Here is a 17,161-nt window from a genome sequence, read left to right as displayed (position 1 = left end):
AAGGGGTACGCAAAAGGCCCCTCGCTGATGCGAGGGGCCTTGCCGTCTGTGCGCCGCCAGGGACTCGAACCCCGGACCCGCTGATTAAGAGTCAGCTGCTCTAACCAACTGAGCTAGCGGCGCTTGGTGACGTCGTAGACCTTAGCATCCTGATCCTGGGGAGGAGAAATCGAAATCCGCACGGCCGCACGGGCCGCCCGGACGGCCGCCCACAGCAGGATCTCCGGCCCCGGAAGCCACGGGTGACGGGTGTCCGGGGCGACCACCCAGCGCGTCGAAGCACCTTCCAGCGCCGGGGCGAGCGCGGGCACGGTCACCGCGTCCCCGGTGCCGTGGCACAGCAGCGGCGGCACGGTGGCGGCCCGGCCGTCCCGGCGGCCGTCGGCGCTCCACTCCTCCCACTCCAGCAGCGAGGGCAGCCGCTGGGCCGTCCCCGGCGCCGAGAACAGCAGCGTCCGCCCCCGGAACGCGGCCACCGGACCGGAGCCCGGCCCCTCGCCCCACAGCCGGTCCAGCATCAGCCGCCCGAACATCGCCGGCGCGCTGACGATGTCGAACACCGACCCGCAGGGCAGGACCACCGGGGCGTGCGGCCGCTCCTCCCAGAGGGCGAGCGTGCTGCGCGGATACGTCCCGGCGGAGGCCAGCCAGGCGGCGCCGTCCGGGGTGACACCGATGGTTTCGTCGCATGCGCTGCTCATACCGTCAGGTCTACCGGCAGTGAGCGGCCGAATTCACAGGGTTGCGGGAAACGGGTACGAGACCCGACCGGAACGGGTATCTTGCCCACCCGGCATATGCCAACCGCCACTTGTCCGGACGGCCACTCGTCCGTACCGCCGCTTGTCCGGACGGCCGCTTGTCCGTACGGCCGCCCGTCCCTACCCGGGGTCGGCGTGCCCCCGCCCCTCGGCGTCGCCCCGCAGCAGATCCCGGCCGAACTCGACCATCTTCTTCGCGTAGTCCTCGGTCCACTCGGCCCGCTCGGCGATGTCCGCCGACGTCAGCCGGTCGAAGCGGCGCGGATCGGCGAGCTGCGCCGCCGCCATGGCCTGGAACTCCACCGCCCGGTCGGCCGCCGCCCGGAAAGCGAGCGCCAGCTCCGTCGCCCGGCTCAGCAGCGCGCCCGGATCGTCTATCGACTCCAGGTCGAAGAAGTGCTCCGGATCACCGGCCGCCTCGGCGGGCTCGAACAGCAGGGGCGCGGGGCGTAGCCGCGGTTCGTTCCGGCGCGGCGTGGGCTCCGCCATGTCTCGGCCTCCTCGTACGGTTCGGATGCGGACCGCCTTCCATTGTCCCCCGGCGGCGCAAGAGGCCCGGGGCCCCGCACCTACAAGGCTTCCCGGCCACACGATGTTCCCGGCACATCAGGGCTTCCAGGCCACCCGGTGTTCCGCCAGATGCGCCAGCACCGCATGGTTCGCCTCCCAGCCGTCCGGGGCTGTAACCATCGGCCGCCTCCGGCGGCGTGCCGGACTCCGTCCGGCGGATCGGGCGGCGTCGCGCTGATCGTTCGCCAGACAGGTGCCGGAGGGGCGGTCAGGGACGCCAGACCACCCGGTGTTCCGCCAGATGCGCCAGCACCGCATGGTTCGCCTCCCAGCCGTCCGGGAACTTGACGAGGGTGCCGAGCTGGATCGGTTCTGTCGACGGGTAGTCGTCCAGGAGGTCGGTCACGCCTGCGCGGCAGACCACCACGCACGCGTGCCGGTGGCGGGAGGTGAGGACGCACAGGCGGCCCGTCTCCAGGTGGAAGGCGGTGGCGTCGGGGCGGCCGGAGAGCGGGTGCAGGATCACCGTGACGTCGAACTCCATGCCCTGGAGCCGGTTCGCCGTGTCCACCGTCACGCCGGAGACGCCCAGCTCGGCCAGTGCCGCCCGTACCGCCGCCGCCTGGTCGCGGTGGGCCGTGCCGACGGCGACCCGGTCGGGGGTCAGGGGCGTCGGGGCCGGGGAGCGCTCCGAGGTGGCCGCGCCGCCGCGGTCCAGCAGGCGCCGGACGACCGTCGCGACCGCCCGTACCGCCTCCGGGTCGGTGCGCGGGGTGTGCCGGGCGGGCAGCTCCAGCAGGCCCCAGCCCGACTCCGCGGCCTCGTCGATCACCCGGTCGGCGCCCGAGCCGTCCGAGGGCACCGCGAAGGACAGACGGCGGTCGCCGTGGCCGGTGCCGCTGCGGAACGGCGTGAACGGGTAGAAGGCGTCCGACACCAGGGGCGCCGCCGACGCCGGGAGCCGCCAGGACACCGGCAGGCGGTGCTGCGGCAGCTCGGGGTTGTGCGCGAGCAGCGTGCTCACCGCCGAGGCCGACGGGTCGTACGACAGGCCCGCCCACTGCTCGCCGCCCACGATCGAGAACGGGTCGAGCTGCCCCGGGTCGCCCACGAACAGCGCCCGCTCGAACAGTCCGGCCACGGCCAGCAGCCCGTCCGACCGCATCTGGTACGCCTCGTCCACGATCGCGTGCCGCCACGGCTCGTCGACCTTCACATGCGCCCACTTGGCGGCGGTGGAGATCACCACCGGCAGTCCGGCCAGCTCCGCCGTCTTCGCCGACTTCCTGACGTTCGGCAGCTCGTCCAGCGCCTTGTCGTACGGGTCGGCGTCGCTGCTGTGCAGCCGGCCCACCGGCAGCTCGGGGTTCTTCTCGGCGAGCCGTACGACCAGATCGTCGACCTGCGCGTTGGTCTGCGCTACCACCATCAACGAGCGCCCCGCGTCGGCGAGTTCGAGCGCCGCGCGGACGACGAGCGTGGACTTCCCGGCGCCGGGCGGGGAGTCGACGACCACCCCGCGCGCGGTGCCGTGCAGGGTGTCGCGCAGGATCGCGTCGGTGGCCCGGCCGGCGGCGGCGCCGGGGTCGAAGGCGGCATGATTGGTCACCGGTAGTGTCATCCTCGTAGCAGATGGTGGTGTCGGTGGCGTGCTGAGCGAGAACCAAGCCGGTACAACAACTCCAACCTCTGGGGAAACCGGGCTGGTTCCAACCCGGCTGGTGCTGATCGCGTAAGACTGGGGCGCTCGCGGAGCGACCGAGCGGCGTGAGCCAGGAATCCTCCTCGTTCGCGAGGGGGAGGGTTCAAAGGACGTCCTCCTGGGTCACTGGGTCGGCGACTTCTGGCACGGCGGCCGCCTCACCCGGCGGCCCGCCGTGCGTCCACGGCGTGTCCTCCGGGTCGGGCAGCTTCGCGCCGCCGCGCTGTTCGTGTTCGAAGAGCGTGAAGCACAGCCGGTCGCCCTTCTCGGGCACGGACCCCGCCTCGGGCTCCTTGCCGCGGCCCATCTTGTCGACGATCCGCAGCACCAGCAGCCCTCCACCCCCACCCCCGTCGCCCTGCTCGCCGTCCGCAGCCTCCTCGCCCTCTTCGCCGTCCCGCCGCACGAACTCCGCCGCCTGCGGCTTCCCGCCCAGCGACCGGAACACCCTCGCCCGCTCCCCGAGCCGCGGCCGGTCGTCCGTCCGCACGGTGACCAGCGGGCGCGGGCTCGGCCGCTTGCCCTCGCTGTACGCCATGACGACGTCGACGACCTCCCCCGCGAACGCCTCCCCGGCCAGCCGCCGCCCCGCCATCACCAGCGGATCGTCCAGCGCCTCCTGGGCCTCCAGTCGGGCCTGTTCGCGCTCACGCGTGGCGAGCTTGCTGGCGGCGGTGACCGCGTCGTCCCGGCGCGGCTGCGGGGGCTCGCCGGCGACGACCCGGTCGCGGTGGCCGGTGAACGACCAGCGGTCGCGCGTCCACCGCTCCTCGACGTGCGCGCCCTCGGGCAGCGCCCGCAGCAGGTCCAGGCCGTCCCACACCTTCTGCCAGGTGGGGAGAGTGCGGCTGCGCACCAGTTCGTGGATCTCCCGCTCGGCGGCGGTGAGCGCGCCCAGCCGGTCGTCGGCCTGCAGGCCGTCCTCGGCGGCGGCCAGGGCGGTCCGCGCGCGGTCGTAGCGCTCGATGGCCGGGGCGAGCAGCTTGTTGTCGAACGCCGGGTCGGTCGCCGGACCGGCCGGCGGACACAGCAACTGCCCCTCGGCGTCCCGCGCCAGCTCCGCGCGCAGCGCCGCTTGCGCGCCCGCCTCGCCGGCCGGCGGGGCGAGCCAGGCGAGCAGCGCGCCCAGGTGCTGGTCCTCCAGGCTGGACTGCCCGGTCGCCCAGTGCCGGCCCAGCACCTCCGTCAGGGCCAGCAGCAGCGACGAGCCCGGCACCCGGGACCGCTCCCCGAAGTGCGTCAGCCATCGCCCGAGCAGCGGCACGCGCGGGGGCGCGGGATGCGGTGTCTCCGGGTCCTGCTCCGCCGTACGCCGGAAGCGCATGGAGCGGCCCAGGAGGCGTACGAAGTCGACGCCCGCGCGGCTCGGCACGATCAACTGGGGTGCGTCCGCGCACAGTTCGACCTCGACCTTGACGCGTTTGCCGGTCTCCGGGTCGGTCTCGCTGCGCTCGGCGGCCTCCACGGCGTCGGCGTAGCCGTCGATGTAGGGCAGGACGACGTCGGCCAGTTCGGCGAGGAACGCGAACCTGAGGTCGCGGTCGCGCGGCTGCGCCACGACGAGCAGGCGCGGCGTGTCCCGGTCGGTGCCGACCAGCGCGCCCAGGGGGGCGCCGGCCTCACCGGCGGTGGTCAGCGGCACGAGGACCAGTGGCCGTGCGGAGAGGTGCCGGTGGCGGACGGTGGCGGTGGGCTGGGCGTGGCCGGTGCTGACGGCCTCCAGACGGGCGAGGGTGGCGATCAGTGACACATCGCCCCCAGGGCTTCGGCGCGCAGCAGCGCGGCCCTGCGCAGGGCCGCCACCGCGGGATCCGCCGGGTCCCCGGCCTCGCCGTGCGCCGCCGCGAGGACGTCCTCCACGGTCGTCAGCCCGCCCAGTTCGGCGCGCACGGACCGGCCCAGCGAGGTGACCGCGCCGCCCGCGCGGGAGCGCTCGCGGCAGTGGAAGGCCAGCTCGCAGGCGGCCAGGCATTCGGGCGCGTACATCGCCGGGACGGCCTCGACGGCGGCTGTGAGCTGCTCGGCGGGCAGCTCGGGGGAGAAGCAGGTGCCCTCGGGGAGGGCGTCGGCGATGTCCTGGACGCGGGTGAGGCGGGCCAGTTGGCGGCTGGTGACGGCGCGCTGCTTGCGTACGTCCACGGCGGAGGCGGTGGGCAGGTTGGAGAAGTCCTTGGGGCAGATCAGGAGCACGCGGTGGCGCACGCGCGGGGCCGGGTCGAGGCGGGCGGCGACCTGTTCGAGGGCCAGCACGTAGACGGCGGCCTGGCGGGCGGCGGCGCCGACCTTCGCCGGGTCCGCCGAACCGTCCAGCATCGGGAAGGACTTGATCTCCACGACCGTCCAGCCGCCGTCCGGGTGCACCACCACCGCGTCCGGCTCCAGGAAGGCGGGGGAGCCCGCGACGTCGAGCGCGATCATCGGGTGGTCCAGGAGCGTCCACGTGCCGCTCGCCGCGGTTGCCTCGCGCAGCGCCAGCGCCGTGCGCGCGGTGCGGCCCTCGGGGCCGATCGCCGACAGGTCGGGCACGGCCGCCCGGGTGGGCGCTGCGGCGCCCGGGTCCAGCCGCTCGTGCACCAGCCGGAGCAGTTCCGCGCCGCCGTCCGCCTTCACCTTCGCCTCGAACGCGTTGCCGCGCGTGAGGGCGAACTGCGACTGCCCGAACGCCGACGGCGAGCCCAGCGCACCGGCCAGCGCCGCCTTGTCGACCCCGGCGCCGTCGAGGATGGCGCGCCGCTTGCAGCCCGGGTTCGCGGCAAGCGCCGCGAGGGCGCGGGCGTCCAGCGCCTTGGCCGGTACGTCTGGGCCGCGCAGGTCAGCGAGCCGCTGCCGGAGCGCCGTCCCCCGCGTCCGAGGGAGAGGCACCCGGCTCGGCTCCGGGCCGAAGCCGTGACTCGCGCTGCCGTGGAATTCGCTCACCCGGGGAAGTCTGGCATCCGCCACTGACAATCGGGTCCGATGCGCCGGGAGAGTCCGCCGGGAGCAGCGGGACACGGGCCGTGAACCACACCCGCGCCCGGTCCGCGCCGCGCATCACCAACGGGGCCAGCAGCAGCCCGACGCCCATCACGGCCGCGCCCGCGACCGCGTCGAGGAAGTAGTGGTTGGCGGTGCCCATCACCACGATCGTCGTCACCAGCGGGTAGACGACGGCCGCCGTCTTCGCCAGGCGTGTGCCGCCGTGCCGCCACAGCATGACGCCGCACCACAGGGCCCAGCCGACGTGCAGACTCGGCATCGCCGCGTACTGGTTGGTCATGCCGCCCATGCCGCGCGGCGCGCTCGCCTCGCCGCCCCACCAGCCGTACGAGCTGTACTGGGCCATCGTGTCCACGAAGCCGTGGCCCGCCGACAGCAGCCGGGGCGGGCAGGTGGGCAGCAGGGTGAAGCCGATGAGGCCGATGAAGGTGGACGCCATCAGCCAGGTGCGGGCCGCCCGGTAGTGCAGGGTCCGGGAGCGGAACAGCCAGACCAGGATCGCGGGCGTCACCAGGTAGTGCAGCGACGCGTACCAGAAGTCGGCGGGCACGCCGATCCACGCCTGGCTCCGGAACAGCCGGTTCAGCGGGTGTTCGGCGTTGATGTGCAGGAACTTCTCGATGCGCAGGATCGCCAGGCCGTGGTCGACGGCGGTCGTGACGTCGCCCCGCGCGAGCAGCCGGCCCGCCGAGTAGCAGGCGTACACCAGCAGGATGAGGGGCAGCTCGGTCCACCAGCGCAGCCGTGTCCGCGGGACCGCCTCGGTGCCTGGTGTCTCGGTCTGCGGCATCCGATCGCCTCCCCCTTCGTGTCGCTGTCTCGTCGCTGTCTGGTCGCTGCGGCGCCCGGTGGCGCGGGACGTGCCACTTTACGGCGTATGTACGCGCCTCTTATGGCCGCCCCGGATCTCAAAGACGCAGGGATCGCCCCCCGGGTTGCCCCTTTCAAGGGTGAGCGATGATGGAGGGGATCCGCCCCCGAATTTCCCCTGATCGCTCCCAGGGTTTCCCCGGAAAGGCCCCCCATGGCACCGCGCATCCTGCTGGCCCGGCACGGACAGACGCAGTGGTCGCTGTCCGGCAAGCACACGGGCAGGACCGATGTGCCCCTCCTGGAGGAGGGTCGCCGGGGCGCCGAGCTGCTCGGCGAGCGGCTGCGCCGGGCGCCGTTCGACGGTCTGACGGACGTCGAGATACGCACCAGCCCGCTGGCACGCGCGCGTGAGACGTGCGAACTCGCCGGCTTCGGCGACCGGGCCACGCCCTGGGACACCCTCATGGAGTGGCACTACGGCGCCTACGAGGGCCTGACCCCCGCCGAGATCCAGGCCGTCCGGCCCGGCTGGCTCATCTGGCGCGACGGCGTCCCCGAGGGCGAGACCCTCGCCGAGGTGACCGCCCGCGCGGACGAGGTCGTCGCCTGGGCCCGCGCGGCAGACCGGGACGTACTGGTCTTCGCCCACGGGCACATCCTTCGCTCCATAGGGGCCCGCTGGCTGGGCCTGCCGCTGGACTTCGCGGCCCGCATCCGCCTGAACCCGACGTCCCTGTCGGTCCTGGGCTGGGCCTACGGCGAGCCGGCGATCGAGAGCTGGAACGACCTGGGGCACCTCGCGTAGGCACGGGCACCTCGCGCAGGGCGTGTCCGTGCGGTCCGAGGAACCCGTGGGCTCACACCGTCCGCGGTGTGGAGGCGTGCCGCTCCAGGAACGTCGACACTCCTCCCGCCCGCCGGTGCGGCAGCAGGACGCGTGCCGTGCCGGCCAGCATCGTCTGGATCCGGGACGACTGGACCTGGCCCAGCAGGTCCAGGACCCGCATCCCGGCCACCGCCGCCTCGTCGGGACGGCCCCCGCGCGCGAGGTCGTCCGCCAGTTGGGCCGTGTACAGCGCGATGTTCCGGGTGAAGTGCGGGTCCTGGAGGTCCGCCGCCCGCCCCGCGTGCCGGGCCGCGCGCGGCCAGTCGCCCAGCGTCGACCAGCACTGCGCCTTGAGCCCCTCCAGTTCGGCCGCGCCGTAGAAGCTCATCCACTCGGGGTCGTTGTCGCAGGACCCCCGCTCGTAGAGGGCCTGCGCGCGGACGAGGGCCTGCTCGCAGCCGGTGCGGTCGGCGAGCCCCGCCCAGCCGCCCGCCTCGCGCAGCGCGAGCAGCGACATCAGTCGGGGCGAGCCCAGCGGGCGGCCGACGCGCTGGGCGGCCTGGGCGGCGCGGACGGCCTCGCGGGGGCGGCCCGCGTCCCGCGCGAGGAACGCCGTGTTGCAGAACGCGTGCGCCTCCAGCGCCTCGTCCCCGTTCATCCGCGCGGTCGCGAGGGCCTCCGCGTAGTGTGAGCGAGCGTCGTCGAACCGGCCCGAGTCGTGGGCCAGCCAGCCCACCGAGATGGCGAGCTCCCCGGCGCCGGAGTGCAGCCGGTCGGCGGTCGTCTGGCGGGTCGTCCCGGCGTCCAGCAGCGCAAAGGCGGCGCGCAGCGGAGCGGCCGCGCGCCGGTAGAGGCCGTCGGCCCCGTGCCGGTCGTCCAGCAGCCGGATTCTGCGGACCGCTTCTTCGAGGGCGCCCGCCTCGGTCGTCCCCGCGCGGCGCACGGGTTGTGCCGCCGCCGACGTTTCTCGGGCGAGTGTGAAGGGGCCCAGTGTGGCGGCGGCCATCGTGGCGCCTCCGCCGGTCATGAATGCGCGACGCAGCACGTCGCTCTCCTCGTGGTCGTGGTGGTGCGTGTCGTACGGGTCCTGCGTGTCATACGGCTCGTGCGTTCCGCCCGTCTCACTTGTCTCACCCGTCTCACCCGGGTCCCGGCCGTCACTTGTGGTGCGTGCCGGTTCCGTGGTGGGCGCGCACGGCGCGTCCTCGGCGGTGCGCGCTCCCCGTCCGCGAACGGACGCTCGGGGCGCGAACCCCAGGTCGGTGAGCGTGCGGCCGGGGAACATGTGCAGGAACACCCGTTCGTACGCGTAGTTGGGGCAGCGGATCTCCCCCGCCTCGACCCGCCCGATGTAGCGCGCGTCACAGCTGACCCGCTCGCCGATCTCGCGCGCGGCCCGCCGTACGAGCGCGGCGAACTCGGCCGGCGAGCGCCGTCCGCGCACCTGCCGGAAGGCGAGGTTAGGCCGGGCCGGCCGGTCGGGCCGAAGTGGGGGCACTGTTGACGACGCCATGGCCGGGTCCTCTCGTGCGAACCGTCGAACCATGCCGGATTTGGGGTGAGTTGTCCGTGTGGCACCCTTGTTCCCGGCGGGCAAGAACGTACCTGCTGTGGCCGGGTCGTCACGCGGTGTTTGGCTACAAACCGGATATCTCATCCGCGATCTGCCATGAACTGCCATCCTTTGCGGCGGACTTCCGCCGTAGCCCTTGACGCCGTGCCGCGTTGAGCCTTGCGGAGTACAGGCGGGCTGCGCGGTGGAGGCCGGGATGGAGACCAGCCAGAGCAACGATCTTTGTATGCCGTCGGTGGCGGCGTGCGACCTAGTGACGGTGCCCACCCGTCAGGGGCTGGAGGCGGTGGACATCCTGCGGCGGGGGCCGGCCCGGGACGGAGTGGGGCCCGTCCTGCACGACGACGACTGCGGCACACTCGGCTTCGTGGTGCCGGCCGGGACGGCGGCGGCCTGGAACGTACCGGGCAGCACCTGCACGGAGACCGACAGCCGCGGACTGAGACTCGCCCCCGAGCCCCCGGTCGAGGGCTCGGACTGGCTGGTGCCCCCCGGCGAGGCGGACCTCGCGACGGATCCGGCGGTGCTGCGGCGGGCGTTGGGCGAGGCGGCCCGCCTGATCGAGGCGGCGGACAGCTGCCGCTGAGGCCGCGGGCGGGCGGCGGCTCGGTGCGCGAGGAGCCGGCCCGAGCGCACAGGCGGCCGACCGAGTGCGCAGGCAGCCGGCCGGGCGCGCGGGGAGCGCTCGGGGCCTGCGAAAATGCGGGCATGGCAAAGTCCAGGAACACCCGGCGCGAGCGGGACGCCGAAGCCGCCGTCGTCGAGACCGTCGACGGCGGACTCGCCCGGCTCGTACCCGACCGGGACCGCGCGCGGGCCTGGACGCTGCTCATCGACGAAGCCCCCCAGTCGCACGTCGACCTGGACGACCCCGCCTACCTCTCCTTCGAGTACCAGCGGCGCCTCGGCCACGTCATCGACCTCACCGCACCGCCCGGCAGACCCCTGCACGCCGTGCACCTCGGCGGCGGCGCCTTCACCCTCGCGCGCTACGTCGCCGCCACCCGCCCCCGCTCCACCCAGCAGGTCGTCGAACGGGACGCCGCCCTCGTCCAACTGGTGCGCCGGGAGCTGCCGTTGGACCCGGGCGCGCGGATCAGGGTCAGGTCGCTCGACGCGCGCGAGGGGCTCGCCAAGGTGCCCGACGGGTGGGCCGACCTCGTCATAGCCGACGTGTTCAGCGGCGCCCGCACCCCCGCCCACCTCACCTCGACCGAGTTCCTCGACGAGGTCCGCAGGGCGCTGAAGCCCGGCGGGCGCTACGCCGCCAACCTCGCCGACGGCCCGCCGCTCGCCCACCTGCGCGGCCAGATCGCCACCGCCGCCGCCCGCTTCCCGGAACTCGCGCTGGTCGCCGACCCGACCGTGCTGCGGGGCAGACGGTTCGGCAACGCCGTACTCGTCGCCTCCGACCTGCCCCTGCCGATCGCCGAACTGACCCGCCGGGCCGCCTCCGACCCGCACCCCGGCCGGGTCGAACACGGCCGCGCCCTCACCGACTCCACCGGCGGCGCGACACCGGTCACGGACGCGTCAGCGGTGGCGTCCCCGGCCCCGCCGCCGTCGGTGTTCCGCTAGCCGCGGAAGACTGCGGGGCGCGGCACGCCCCCACGGCGTGCCGCGCCCCGTTCCCCCCGTCAGGCCGGGTCGATGCCCGTCTCCGGCAGCGTGCCCGTCCGGGCCGCCTCCCCGTACCACAGAGCGCTCGACTTCGGGGTGCGGGTCTGCGTCGCGTAGTCCACGTACACCGCGCCGAAGCGCTTCTCGTAGCCGTACGCCCACTCGAAGTTGTCCAGCAGCGACCACAGGTAGTAGCCGCGGACGTCCGCGCCGTCGGTGATGGCGCGGCGGACCGCCGAGAGGTGGCCGTGCAGGTAGGAGACGCGCTCCGGGTCGTGGACGCGGCCGTCGGGGTCGGGCTTGTCGTCGTAGGCCGCGCCGTTCTCCGTGATGTAGAGGGGGAGGCCCGGGGCCTCCCGGGTGTAGCGCATGATCAGGTCGTGCAGGCCCGTCGGGTCGATCGTCCAGCCCATCTCCGTGCGCTCGCCCGGAGTCTGGTGGAACGCCACGTCGTCGGCGGCCGGCCACGGGGAGTGGGCGCTCGCGCCGTGGCCGTCCGAGCGCGGGCCCTTCGCCGTGGTGTCCGCCGCCGAGACCAGCGTCGGCGTGTAGTAGTTCAGGCCCAGCGCGTCCAGCGGCTGGTTGACGGCGCGCAGGTCGCCGTCCAGGACGTACGACCAGTCCGTCAGGGACGAGGTCGCCGCGAGCAGGGTCTCCGGGTACGCGCCCCGCAGGATCGGGTCGTGGAAGACGCCGTTCGCCAGGTCGTCGATCTTGCGGACCGCCGCCAGGTCCGCCGGGTCGCCCGGCGAAAGCGGGCGCACAACCGAGGAGTTGAGGCTGATCGCCACCGAGTTGCGGGCCGGCATGGCCGCGCGCAGCGCCGAAGTGCCCAGGCCGTGCGCCAGGTTGAGATGGTGGGCCGCCTTCAGCGACGCCGCCGGGTCGGTGCGGCCCGGCGCGTGCACCCCGGACGCGTAGCCCAGGAACGCGCTGCACCACGGCTCGTTGAGCGTGATCCAGTTCTCCACGCGGTCGCCGAGCGCCTCCCCGACGATCTGCGCGTACTCGGCGAACCGGAACGCCGTGTCCCGCTCCGGCCAGCCGCCCGCGTCCTCCAGCTCCTGGGGGAGGTCCCAGTGGTAGAGCGTGACGGCCGGCTTGATGCCCTTCGCCAGCAGCTCGTCCACCAGCCGGCGGTAGAAGTCCAGGCCCACCTGCACCGCCGGACCGCGGCCCGTCGGCTGGACCCGGGACCAGGAGATCGAGAAGCGGTACGCCGACAGGCCCAGGTCCGCCATCAGCGCGACGTCGTCGCGGTAGCGATGGTAGTGCTCGACAGCGATGTCACCGGTCTCGCCGCCGGCCGTCTTGCCCGGCGTATGACTGAAGGTGTCCCAGATCGAAGGCGTGCGGCCGTCCTCCCGCACCGCCCCCTCGATCTGGTACGCGGACGTCGCGGCGCCCCAGAGGAAGGCGGGCGGAAAGGTCACCGGGGTAACAGACTCGGGCATGGAAGCGCTCCCATGAAGGTCGTCGCAGGTCATCGAGGTCGTCGAGACCGACGGAGGATGGGGGGAAGTCGTGCGGAGTGGTGCGCGATGGTGCGAGGGGGAGGGGCCGGGGCGGCGGTGACCCGGCCCCCCGAGAACGCGAAGGACGCGAAGGACGTGCAGGACCTGCCGGACGCGCGGGGCGTCGTAGGGCGGCAGGGCCTCAGCCCTTCACCGCGCCCTGCATGATGCCGCCCACGATCTGCTTGCCGAAGACCGCGAAGACCAGCAGCAGCGGCAGGGTGCCCAGCAGGGCGCCCGCCATGATCAGGGACTGGTCCGGGGTGTAGCCGCGGCCCAGGCCCGCGAGCGCGACCTGCACGGTCGGGTTGCCGGTCTGGCTCAGCACCAGGAACGGCCACAGGAAGTCGTTCCACGTCTGGACGAACGTCAGCATGCCGAGCACCGCCATCGCGGGGCGCGCCGCGGGGAACACCACGTGCCACACCACGCGCCAACTGCTCGCGCCGTCCATGCGGGCCGCCTCGATGATCTCGTCGGGCAGCGCCTGGGTGAGGTACTGCCGCATGAAGAACACCCCGAACGCGCTCACCAGCGACGGCAGGATCACCGACTGCAACTGGTCGGTCCACTCCAGCTTGGCGACCATCATGTACAGCGGGATGATGCTCAGTTGCGGCGGCACCATCATCGTGCCGATCACGATCAGCATCAGCGCGCCCCGGCCCCGGAACCGGAGCTTGGCGAAGGCGAACCCGGCGATCGTCGACAGGAAGACGATCGTCGCCGCCGAAGTCCCCGCCACGATCGTCGTGTTGACGAACGCCTTGCCCAGGTTCGCGTCGTTCCAGGCCACGTCCAGGTTGTGGAAGAGGTTGGAGCCGAACACGAACGGCGGCGGGTTCTCCGCCAGTCGGTTGTTGTCGCGGGACGCGGCGATCGCCGTCCACACCAGCGGGAACAGCGAAACGATGGTGAACACGGCCAGGATGATGTAGGCGATCGGGCCGCCGTGCATCTGCCCGCCCGCCCGCGCGGACTTCGGCCGGCGCACTCGGCGGGCCGTCGGCACGGTGTCCTCGGGTTGCACGGATTTCGCGGTCGTTGTCGTCGTCGTCACGGCCGGTACTCCTAACTACTGGCGCGCAGCCGGCGCGAGATGACGTAGTTGACGATGCCGACCACGATCAGGATCAGGAACATCGTCCAGGCGATCGCCGAGGCCCGGCCGAGGTGCTGGTTCACCCAGCCCTGCTCGTACAGGTACAGGCCCAGCGTCTGGAACTGGTGCTCCGCGCCGCCCGACGCGCCCTTGTTGGCGTCGAACAGCAGCGGCTCGCCGAAGACCTGGCTGGCGCCGATCGTGGACACGACGACCGTGAACAGGATCGTCGGCCGCAGCGACGGCAGCGTCACGTGCAGGAACTGCTTCCAGCGGCTGGCGCCGTCCAGCGCCGCCGACTCGTACAGGTCCTGCGGTATCGCCTGCATCGCGGCCAGGTAGATCAGCGCGTTGTAGCCGGTCCACCGCCAGATGACGATCGTCGACACCGCGATCTGCGACGGCCACTTGTCGTTCTGCCAGTCGACGGCGTCGATCCCGCCGAAGTGCAGCGCCCAGTTGATCATGCCGTAGTCGCGCCCGAAGAGCAGCACGAAGACCAGCGAGGCGGCCGCGATCGAGGTCGCGTACGGCGCGAGCATCGCGACCCGGTAGAAGGTCGAGGCGCGCAGCTTGTAGTTGAGGATGTGGGCGAGGCCCATGGCCATCATCAGCTGCGGGACGGTCGAGATGATCCCGATCGTCAGCGTGTTCTTCGCCGCGTTCCAGAAGAAGTCGTCGCCGAAGATGCGCGTGTAGTTGCGCATCCCCACCCACGTCATGTCGGTGGGCGAGGTCAGCTCCACCTGGTGCAGCGACGCCCAGCCGGTATAGAGCAGCGGGAACAGGCCGAACGCGACGAACAGCAGGAAGAACGGCGAGACGAAGGCGTAGGGGCTCCAGCGCTTGTCCCGCTGCCAGCGGCGGGACAGCCGGGCCCGGCGCAACTGCTCCGCGTCCGCGGCAGCGGCGGGCGGGCGGCCCGGGGCCGCGCCCCCCTCCTTGGCGGGGGGCGCGGCGGTGTCGTGGCGGGTGGCCATACGGGTCACTTGTCCAGGTTGTTGTCGATGGTCTTGGTGGCCGTGTCCCAGGCCTCCGCCGCCGACTTGCCCTTCGTCACGAGGATGACGCCGTTGTCGTTCAGACCCTGCTGGATGATCTGGTCCTTCGGGCCGATCACCTGCACCGGGGCGGACTTGGCGGCCTCGGAGAAGACCGTGCCGATCGGCGAGTCACCGGTCATCTCGTTCTTGGCGCCGGTGACTTCGGGCAGCGTGTACGTGCTCGGCGCGCTCGGGAAGTTGCCCTGCACCTTGAAGAGCTTCGCCTGCTGCTCGGGCGCGGTCAGCCACTTGACGAGCTCCTCGGCCTCCTTCACGTGCTTGCCGCTCTTGGGCACACCCAGGAAGGAGCCGCCCCAGTTGCCGGACTTGGGCGCGACGGCCACGTCCCACTTGCCGGCGTCCTCGGCCTTCGCGTTGCCCTTGATGGTGCCGAGCATCCACGGCGGGCAGGCGATGGTGGCGAACTTGCTCTGGGCGATCGTCGTGTTCCAGGACGGCGCGAACTGCGGCTGGGCCTGGACCAGGCCCTCCTCGGCGGCCTTCGCGGTCAGGTTGAAGGCGTCCTTCACGGCCGGGTTCGTCTTGTAGATGATCTTGCCGGAGGAGTCGTAGAACTTCTCCTTCTCACTGCTGAGGATGGCGTTGAGCAGGCCGCCGGGGGAGTCCATGAAGAACGTGCCGGCCTTGGCCTTCTTCTTGTACTGCTCGCCGGCGGTGATGAACTTGTTCCAGTCGCCCGCCCACAGCGCGCCGACCTTCTCGCGGTCGGTGGGCAGACCGGCCGCCTGGAAGAGGTCCTTGCGGTAGCAGAGAGCCATCGGGCCGACGTCGGTGCCGAGACCGATCGTCGCGCCGTCCTTGGTCGTGGCCTGCGACCACTTCCAGTCCAGCCAGTTGCTCTTGTCCACGCCCGAGATCTTCGACACGTCCTCGAACTTGTTCGCCAGCGTGGCGACGACCTCGGCGATGTTGCCCACCTCGATGGCCTGGACGTCCATCAGGCCGCTGTTGGTGGTGAGGTGGTTGACGAGCGCCGGGTAGTAGTTCTCGTTCTTCTCCGTGACGTTCTCGGAGATCTTGATGTTCGGGTGGAGCTTCTCGTACTCGGTGTAGAGACCGGCTTCCTTGAAGCCGAAGGTGCCGAACAGGCCCAGCGTGATCGTCGTCTGGCCCTTGCCGCTGCCCGACGACGAGTCGTCGGAAGCGCTGCTCTTGCCGTCGTCGGCACAGCCGGCCAGCAGCCCGGCGCCCAGCGACGCGACGGCCGCGAGGACCACCACCCGGCGGGTGGTTCGGGTACGTGCTCGCATTACGTCCTCCTGTTGCCCTGACGTGCCGACCCCCCGGCCAACTGCATTGTTGGGCCCGTTAGTTACGCGCTGCGGCTCGGGCGGGGAACGTGCGGGATGTGTATGTGTCAGGTACCGTGGGAGCGCTCCCACAGGTGATGTGTTGAAGAGTCGTCGGTTCACGCGGGGGTGTCAAGGGTGGGGGCGCGGAAGGATGCGTTCAGTTATCGGGCTGTTAGCTAACCCGGAGGAGTGACGTATGTAAACGGTGTTTCACCTCATATCGGACTGTCGGACGGTGTCCTGGAGGCATCGGACGACCGACCGGCCGAACAGCCGGGACTGTTAGATTCCAGGCCAGCGCGAACTACAGGCGGGAAGGCGGAGCCCATGGCAAGCCACGGAGCGCGGGGGCGGAGTGGTGGTCGGCCGACCCTCGAAGAGGTGGCCGCACGCGCCGGCGTCGGCCGCGGCACGGTCTCCCGGGTGATCAACGGCTCGCCGAGAGTCAGCGACGCGACCCGCGCGGCGGTCGAGGTGGCGGTCGCCGAGCTCGGCTACGTCCCGAACACCGCGGCCCGCGCCCTCGCCGCCAACCGCACGGACGCGATCGCGCTGGTCGTCCCCGAGCCGGAGACCCGTTTCTTCGCGGAGCCGTACTTCTCGGACATGCTGCGCGGCGTCGGCGCGGAACTCTCGGACACCGAGATGCAGTTGCTGCTGATCTTCGCCGGTAGCGACCGCGAACGACGCCGGCTGGCCCAGTACCTGGCGGCGCACCGGGTGGACGGCGTCCTGCTGGTCTCGGTCCACGCGGACGACCCGCTGCCCGACCTGCTCGCCCAACTGGAGATCCCGGCGGTGATCAGCGGCCCGCGCTCGGCCGGGGAAACGCTCCCGTCGGTGGACTCCGACAACTACGGCGGCGGCCGTTCGGCGGTCGAGCACCTCCTGTCCCACGGTCGCACCCGCATCGCCCACATCACGGGCCGCCTCGACGTCTACGGCGCCCAGCGGCGCGTCGACGGCTACCGTGACGCCCTGCTCGACGCGGGGTACGGGGCGGACGAAGGCCTCATCGCCGCGGGCGACTTCACAGAGGAGGGCGGCCACCGCGCGATGCGCGAACTCCTCGCCCGCACCCCCGCCCTCGACGCGGTCTTCGCCGGCTCCGACGTCATGGCGGCCGGCGCCCGCCAGGCCCTGCGCGAGGCGGGCCGCCGCATCCCCGAGGACGTGGCCCTGGTCGGCTACGACGACTCGGCGATCGCCCGCCACATGGACCCGCCCCTGACGAGCGTCCGCCAGCCGATAGAGGAGATGGGCCGCAGAATGCTGGACCTGCTCCTGACCGAGATCGCGGACCGCCGTCCGGCGGCCTCCCGGGAGCTGGAACGCCGCCAGGTGGTGCTGGCCACGGAGTTGGTGGGACGGGCTTCCTCGTGATCGCGAGCTGAGGGGAGCTGACGCG

At 72.4% G+C, this 17,161-nt stretch carries 15 protein-coding genes and 1 tRNA gene; 4 read left to right on the top strand and 12 right to left on the bottom strand.

The window, feature by feature from the left end:
• Positions 1 to 49: 49 nt before the first annotated feature.
• From OG352_RS16050 to OG352_RS16020, 7 genes are all read right to left on the bottom strand, one after another.
• A tRNA-Lys gene (locus tag OG352_RS16050) sits at positions 50 to 123 on the bottom strand.
• Positions 114 to 701 carry a bifunctional DNA primase/polymerase gene (locus OG352_RS16045; RefSeq protein ID WP_329217682.1) on the bottom strand — a complete coding sequence of 196 codons (588 nt, stop codon included), beginning with the start codon at positions 699 to 701 and terminating at the stop codon, positions 114 to 116. Before OG352_RS16045 ends, OG352_RS16050 begins: the two co-directional genes overlap by 10 nt.
• 180 nt (positions 702 to 881) lie before the next feature.
• A complete protein-coding gene (locus OG352_RS16040; protein ID WP_329217681.1) occupies positions 882 to 1,250 on the bottom strand; it encodes a hypothetical protein in 369 nt (122 codons plus the stop codon).
• A 289-nt stretch (positions 1,251 to 1,539) separates the two neighbouring features.
• Positions 1,540 to 2,892 (bottom strand): AAA domain-containing protein, encoded by a 1,353-nt coding sequence (locus OG352_RS16035; RefSeq protein ID WP_329217679.1) that lies wholly within the window; start codon positions 2,890 to 2,892, stop codon positions 1,540 to 1,542.
• Positions 2,893 to 3,076: 184 nt separating this feature from the next.
• Positions 3,077 to 4,723, bottom strand: coding sequence for a hypothetical protein (locus tag OG352_RS16030; RefSeq protein ID WP_329217678.1), 1,647 nt, complete (start codon positions 4,721 to 4,723; stop codon positions 3,077 to 3,079).
• On the bottom strand, positions 4,714 to 5,835 hold the full coding sequence (locus OG352_RS16025; RefSeq protein ID WP_329223845.1) for a hypothetical protein: 1,122 nt from the start codon (positions 5,833 to 5,835) through the stop codon (positions 4,714 to 4,716). The genes OG352_RS16030 and OG352_RS16025 overlap by 10 nt, the downstream gene beginning before the upstream one ends.
• Positions 5,786 to 6,739, bottom strand: a complete 954-nt coding sequence (locus OG352_RS16020) for a phosphatase PAP2 family protein (RefSeq protein WP_329217676.1) — start codon at positions 6,737 to 6,739, stop codon at positions 5,786 to 5,788. Before OG352_RS16020 ends, OG352_RS16025 begins: the two co-directional genes overlap by 50 nt.
• A gap of 234 nt (positions 6,740 to 6,973) precedes the next feature.
• Here OG352_RS16020 and OG352_RS16015 point away from each other — a divergent pair, with 234 nt between their 5' ends.
• Entirely contained in the window at positions 6,974 to 7,567 is a 594-nt protein-coding gene (locus OG352_RS16015) for a histidine phosphatase family protein (protein ID WP_329217674.1), read from the top strand.
• 52 nt (positions 7,568 to 7,619) lie between these two features.
• Here OG352_RS16015 and OG352_RS16010 read toward each other — a convergent pair whose 3' ends face one another.
• Positions 7,620 to 9,101 carry a hypothetical protein gene (locus OG352_RS16010; RefSeq protein ID WP_329217673.1) on the bottom strand — a complete coding sequence of 494 codons (1,482 nt, stop codon included), beginning with the start codon at positions 9,099 to 9,101 and terminating at the stop codon, positions 7,620 to 7,622.
• A 256-nt stretch (positions 9,102 to 9,357) separates the two neighbouring features.
• Between OG352_RS16010 and OG352_RS16005 the strand changes: the two genes are divergently transcribed.
• Positions 9,358 to 9,747 carry a hypothetical protein gene (locus OG352_RS16005; RefSeq protein ID WP_329217671.1) on the top strand — a complete coding sequence of 130 codons (390 nt, stop codon included), beginning with the start codon at positions 9,358 to 9,360 and terminating at the stop codon, positions 9,745 to 9,747.
• Positions 9,748 to 9,869: 122 nt separating this feature from the next.
• Positions 9,870 to 10,739, top strand: coding sequence for a spermidine synthase (locus OG352_RS16000; protein ID WP_329217670.1), 870 nt, complete (start codon positions 9,870 to 9,872; stop codon positions 10,737 to 10,739).
• Between the two features lie 59 nt (positions 10,740 to 10,798).
• Here OG352_RS16000 and OG352_RS15995 read toward each other — a convergent pair whose 3' ends face one another.
• The 4 genes from OG352_RS15995 to OG352_RS15980 all read right to left on the bottom strand — a co-directional run bounded on the left by OG352_RS15995 (position 10,799) and on the right by OG352_RS15980 (position 15,711).
• Positions 10,799 to 12,235, bottom strand: coding sequence for a GH1 family beta-glucosidase (locus tag OG352_RS15995; RefSeq protein WP_329217668.1), 1,437 nt, complete (start codon positions 12,233 to 12,235; stop codon positions 10,799 to 10,801).
• 202 nt (positions 12,236 to 12,437) lie between these two features.
• Positions 12,438 to 13,325, bottom strand: a complete 888-nt coding sequence (locus tag OG352_RS15990) for a carbohydrate ABC transporter permease (protein ID WP_329223844.1) — start codon at positions 13,323 to 13,325, stop codon at positions 12,438 to 12,440.
• 41 nt (positions 13,326 to 13,366) lie between these two features.
• On the bottom strand, positions 13,367 to 14,377 hold the full coding sequence (locus OG352_RS15985) for a carbohydrate ABC transporter permease (RefSeq protein ID WP_329223843.1): 1,011 nt from the start codon (positions 14,375 to 14,377) through the stop codon (positions 13,367 to 13,369).
• Between the two features lie 5 nt (positions 14,378 to 14,382).
• Complete coding sequence (locus tag OG352_RS15980; protein ID WP_329217667.1) at positions 14,383 to 15,711, bottom strand: ABC transporter substrate-binding protein; 1,329 nt, start codon at positions 15,709 to 15,711, stop codon at positions 14,383 to 14,385.
• Between the two features lie 369 nt (positions 15,712 to 16,080).
• On the opposite strand from OG352_RS15980, the gene OG352_RS15975 reads away from it, so the two are divergent.
• Complete coding sequence (locus tag OG352_RS15975) at positions 16,081 to 17,136, top strand: LacI family DNA-binding transcriptional regulator (RefSeq protein WP_329217666.1); 1,056 nt, start codon at positions 16,081 to 16,083, stop codon at positions 17,134 to 17,136.
• Positions 17,137 to 17,161: the final 25 nt, after the last annotated feature.

The sequence above is a fragment of the Streptomyces sp. NBC_01485 genome (assembly GCF_036227125.1).
GTDB lineage: Bacteria > Actinomycetota > Actinomycetes > Streptomycetales > Streptomycetaceae > Streptomyces.
Note: the sequence above shows the minus strand (reverse complement) of the source record. Positions and strands in the feature narration are given on the sequence as shown.

Bases quoted from the DNA above. Each gene is read 5' to 3' on its own strand.
- OG352_RS16045 (WP_329217682.1), bottom strand. From the start codon at position 701: ATGAGCAGCGCATGCGACGAAACCATCGGTGTCACCCCGGACGGCGCC.
- OG352_RS16040 (WP_329217681.1), bottom strand. From the start codon at position 1,250: ATGGCGGAGCCCACGCCGCGCCGGAACGAACCGCGGCTACGCCCCGCG.
- OG352_RS16035 (WP_329217679.1), bottom strand. From the start codon at position 2,892: ATGACACTACCGGTGACCAATCATGCCGCCTTCGACCCCGGCGCCGCC.
- OG352_RS16020 (WP_329217676.1), bottom strand. From the start codon at position 6,739: ATGCCGCAGACCGAGACACCAGGCACCGAGGCGGTCCCGCGGACACGG.
- OG352_RS16015 (WP_329217674.1), top strand. From the start codon at position 6,974: ATGGCACCGCGCATCCTGCTGGCCCGGCACGGACAGACGCAGTGGTCG.
- OG352_RS16010 (WP_329217673.1), bottom strand. From the start codon at position 9,101: ATGGCGTCGTCAACAGTGCCCCCACTTCGGCCCGACCGGCCGGCCCGG.
- OG352_RS16005 (WP_329217671.1), top strand. From the start codon at position 9,358: ATGGAGACCAGCCAGAGCAACGATCTTTGTATGCCGTCGGTGGCGGCG.
- OG352_RS16000 (WP_329217670.1), top strand. From the start codon at position 9,870: ATGGCAAAGTCCAGGAACACCCGGCGCGAGCGGGACGCCGAAGCCGCC.
- OG352_RS15995 (WP_329217668.1), bottom strand. From the start codon at position 12,235: ATGCCCGAGTCTGTTACCCCGGTGACCTTTCCGCCCGCCTTCCTCTGG.
- OG352_RS15985 (WP_329223843.1), bottom strand. From the start codon at position 14,377: ATGGCCACCCGCCACGACACCGCCGCGCCCCCCGCCAAGGAGGGGGGC.
- OG352_RS15980 (WP_329217667.1), bottom strand. From the start codon at position 15,711: ATGCGAGCACGTACCCGAACCACCCGCCGGGTGGTGGTCCTCGCGGCC.
- OG352_RS15975 (WP_329217666.1), top strand. From the start codon at position 16,081: ATGGCAAGCCACGGAGCGCGGGGGCGGAGTGGTGGTCGGCCGACCCTC.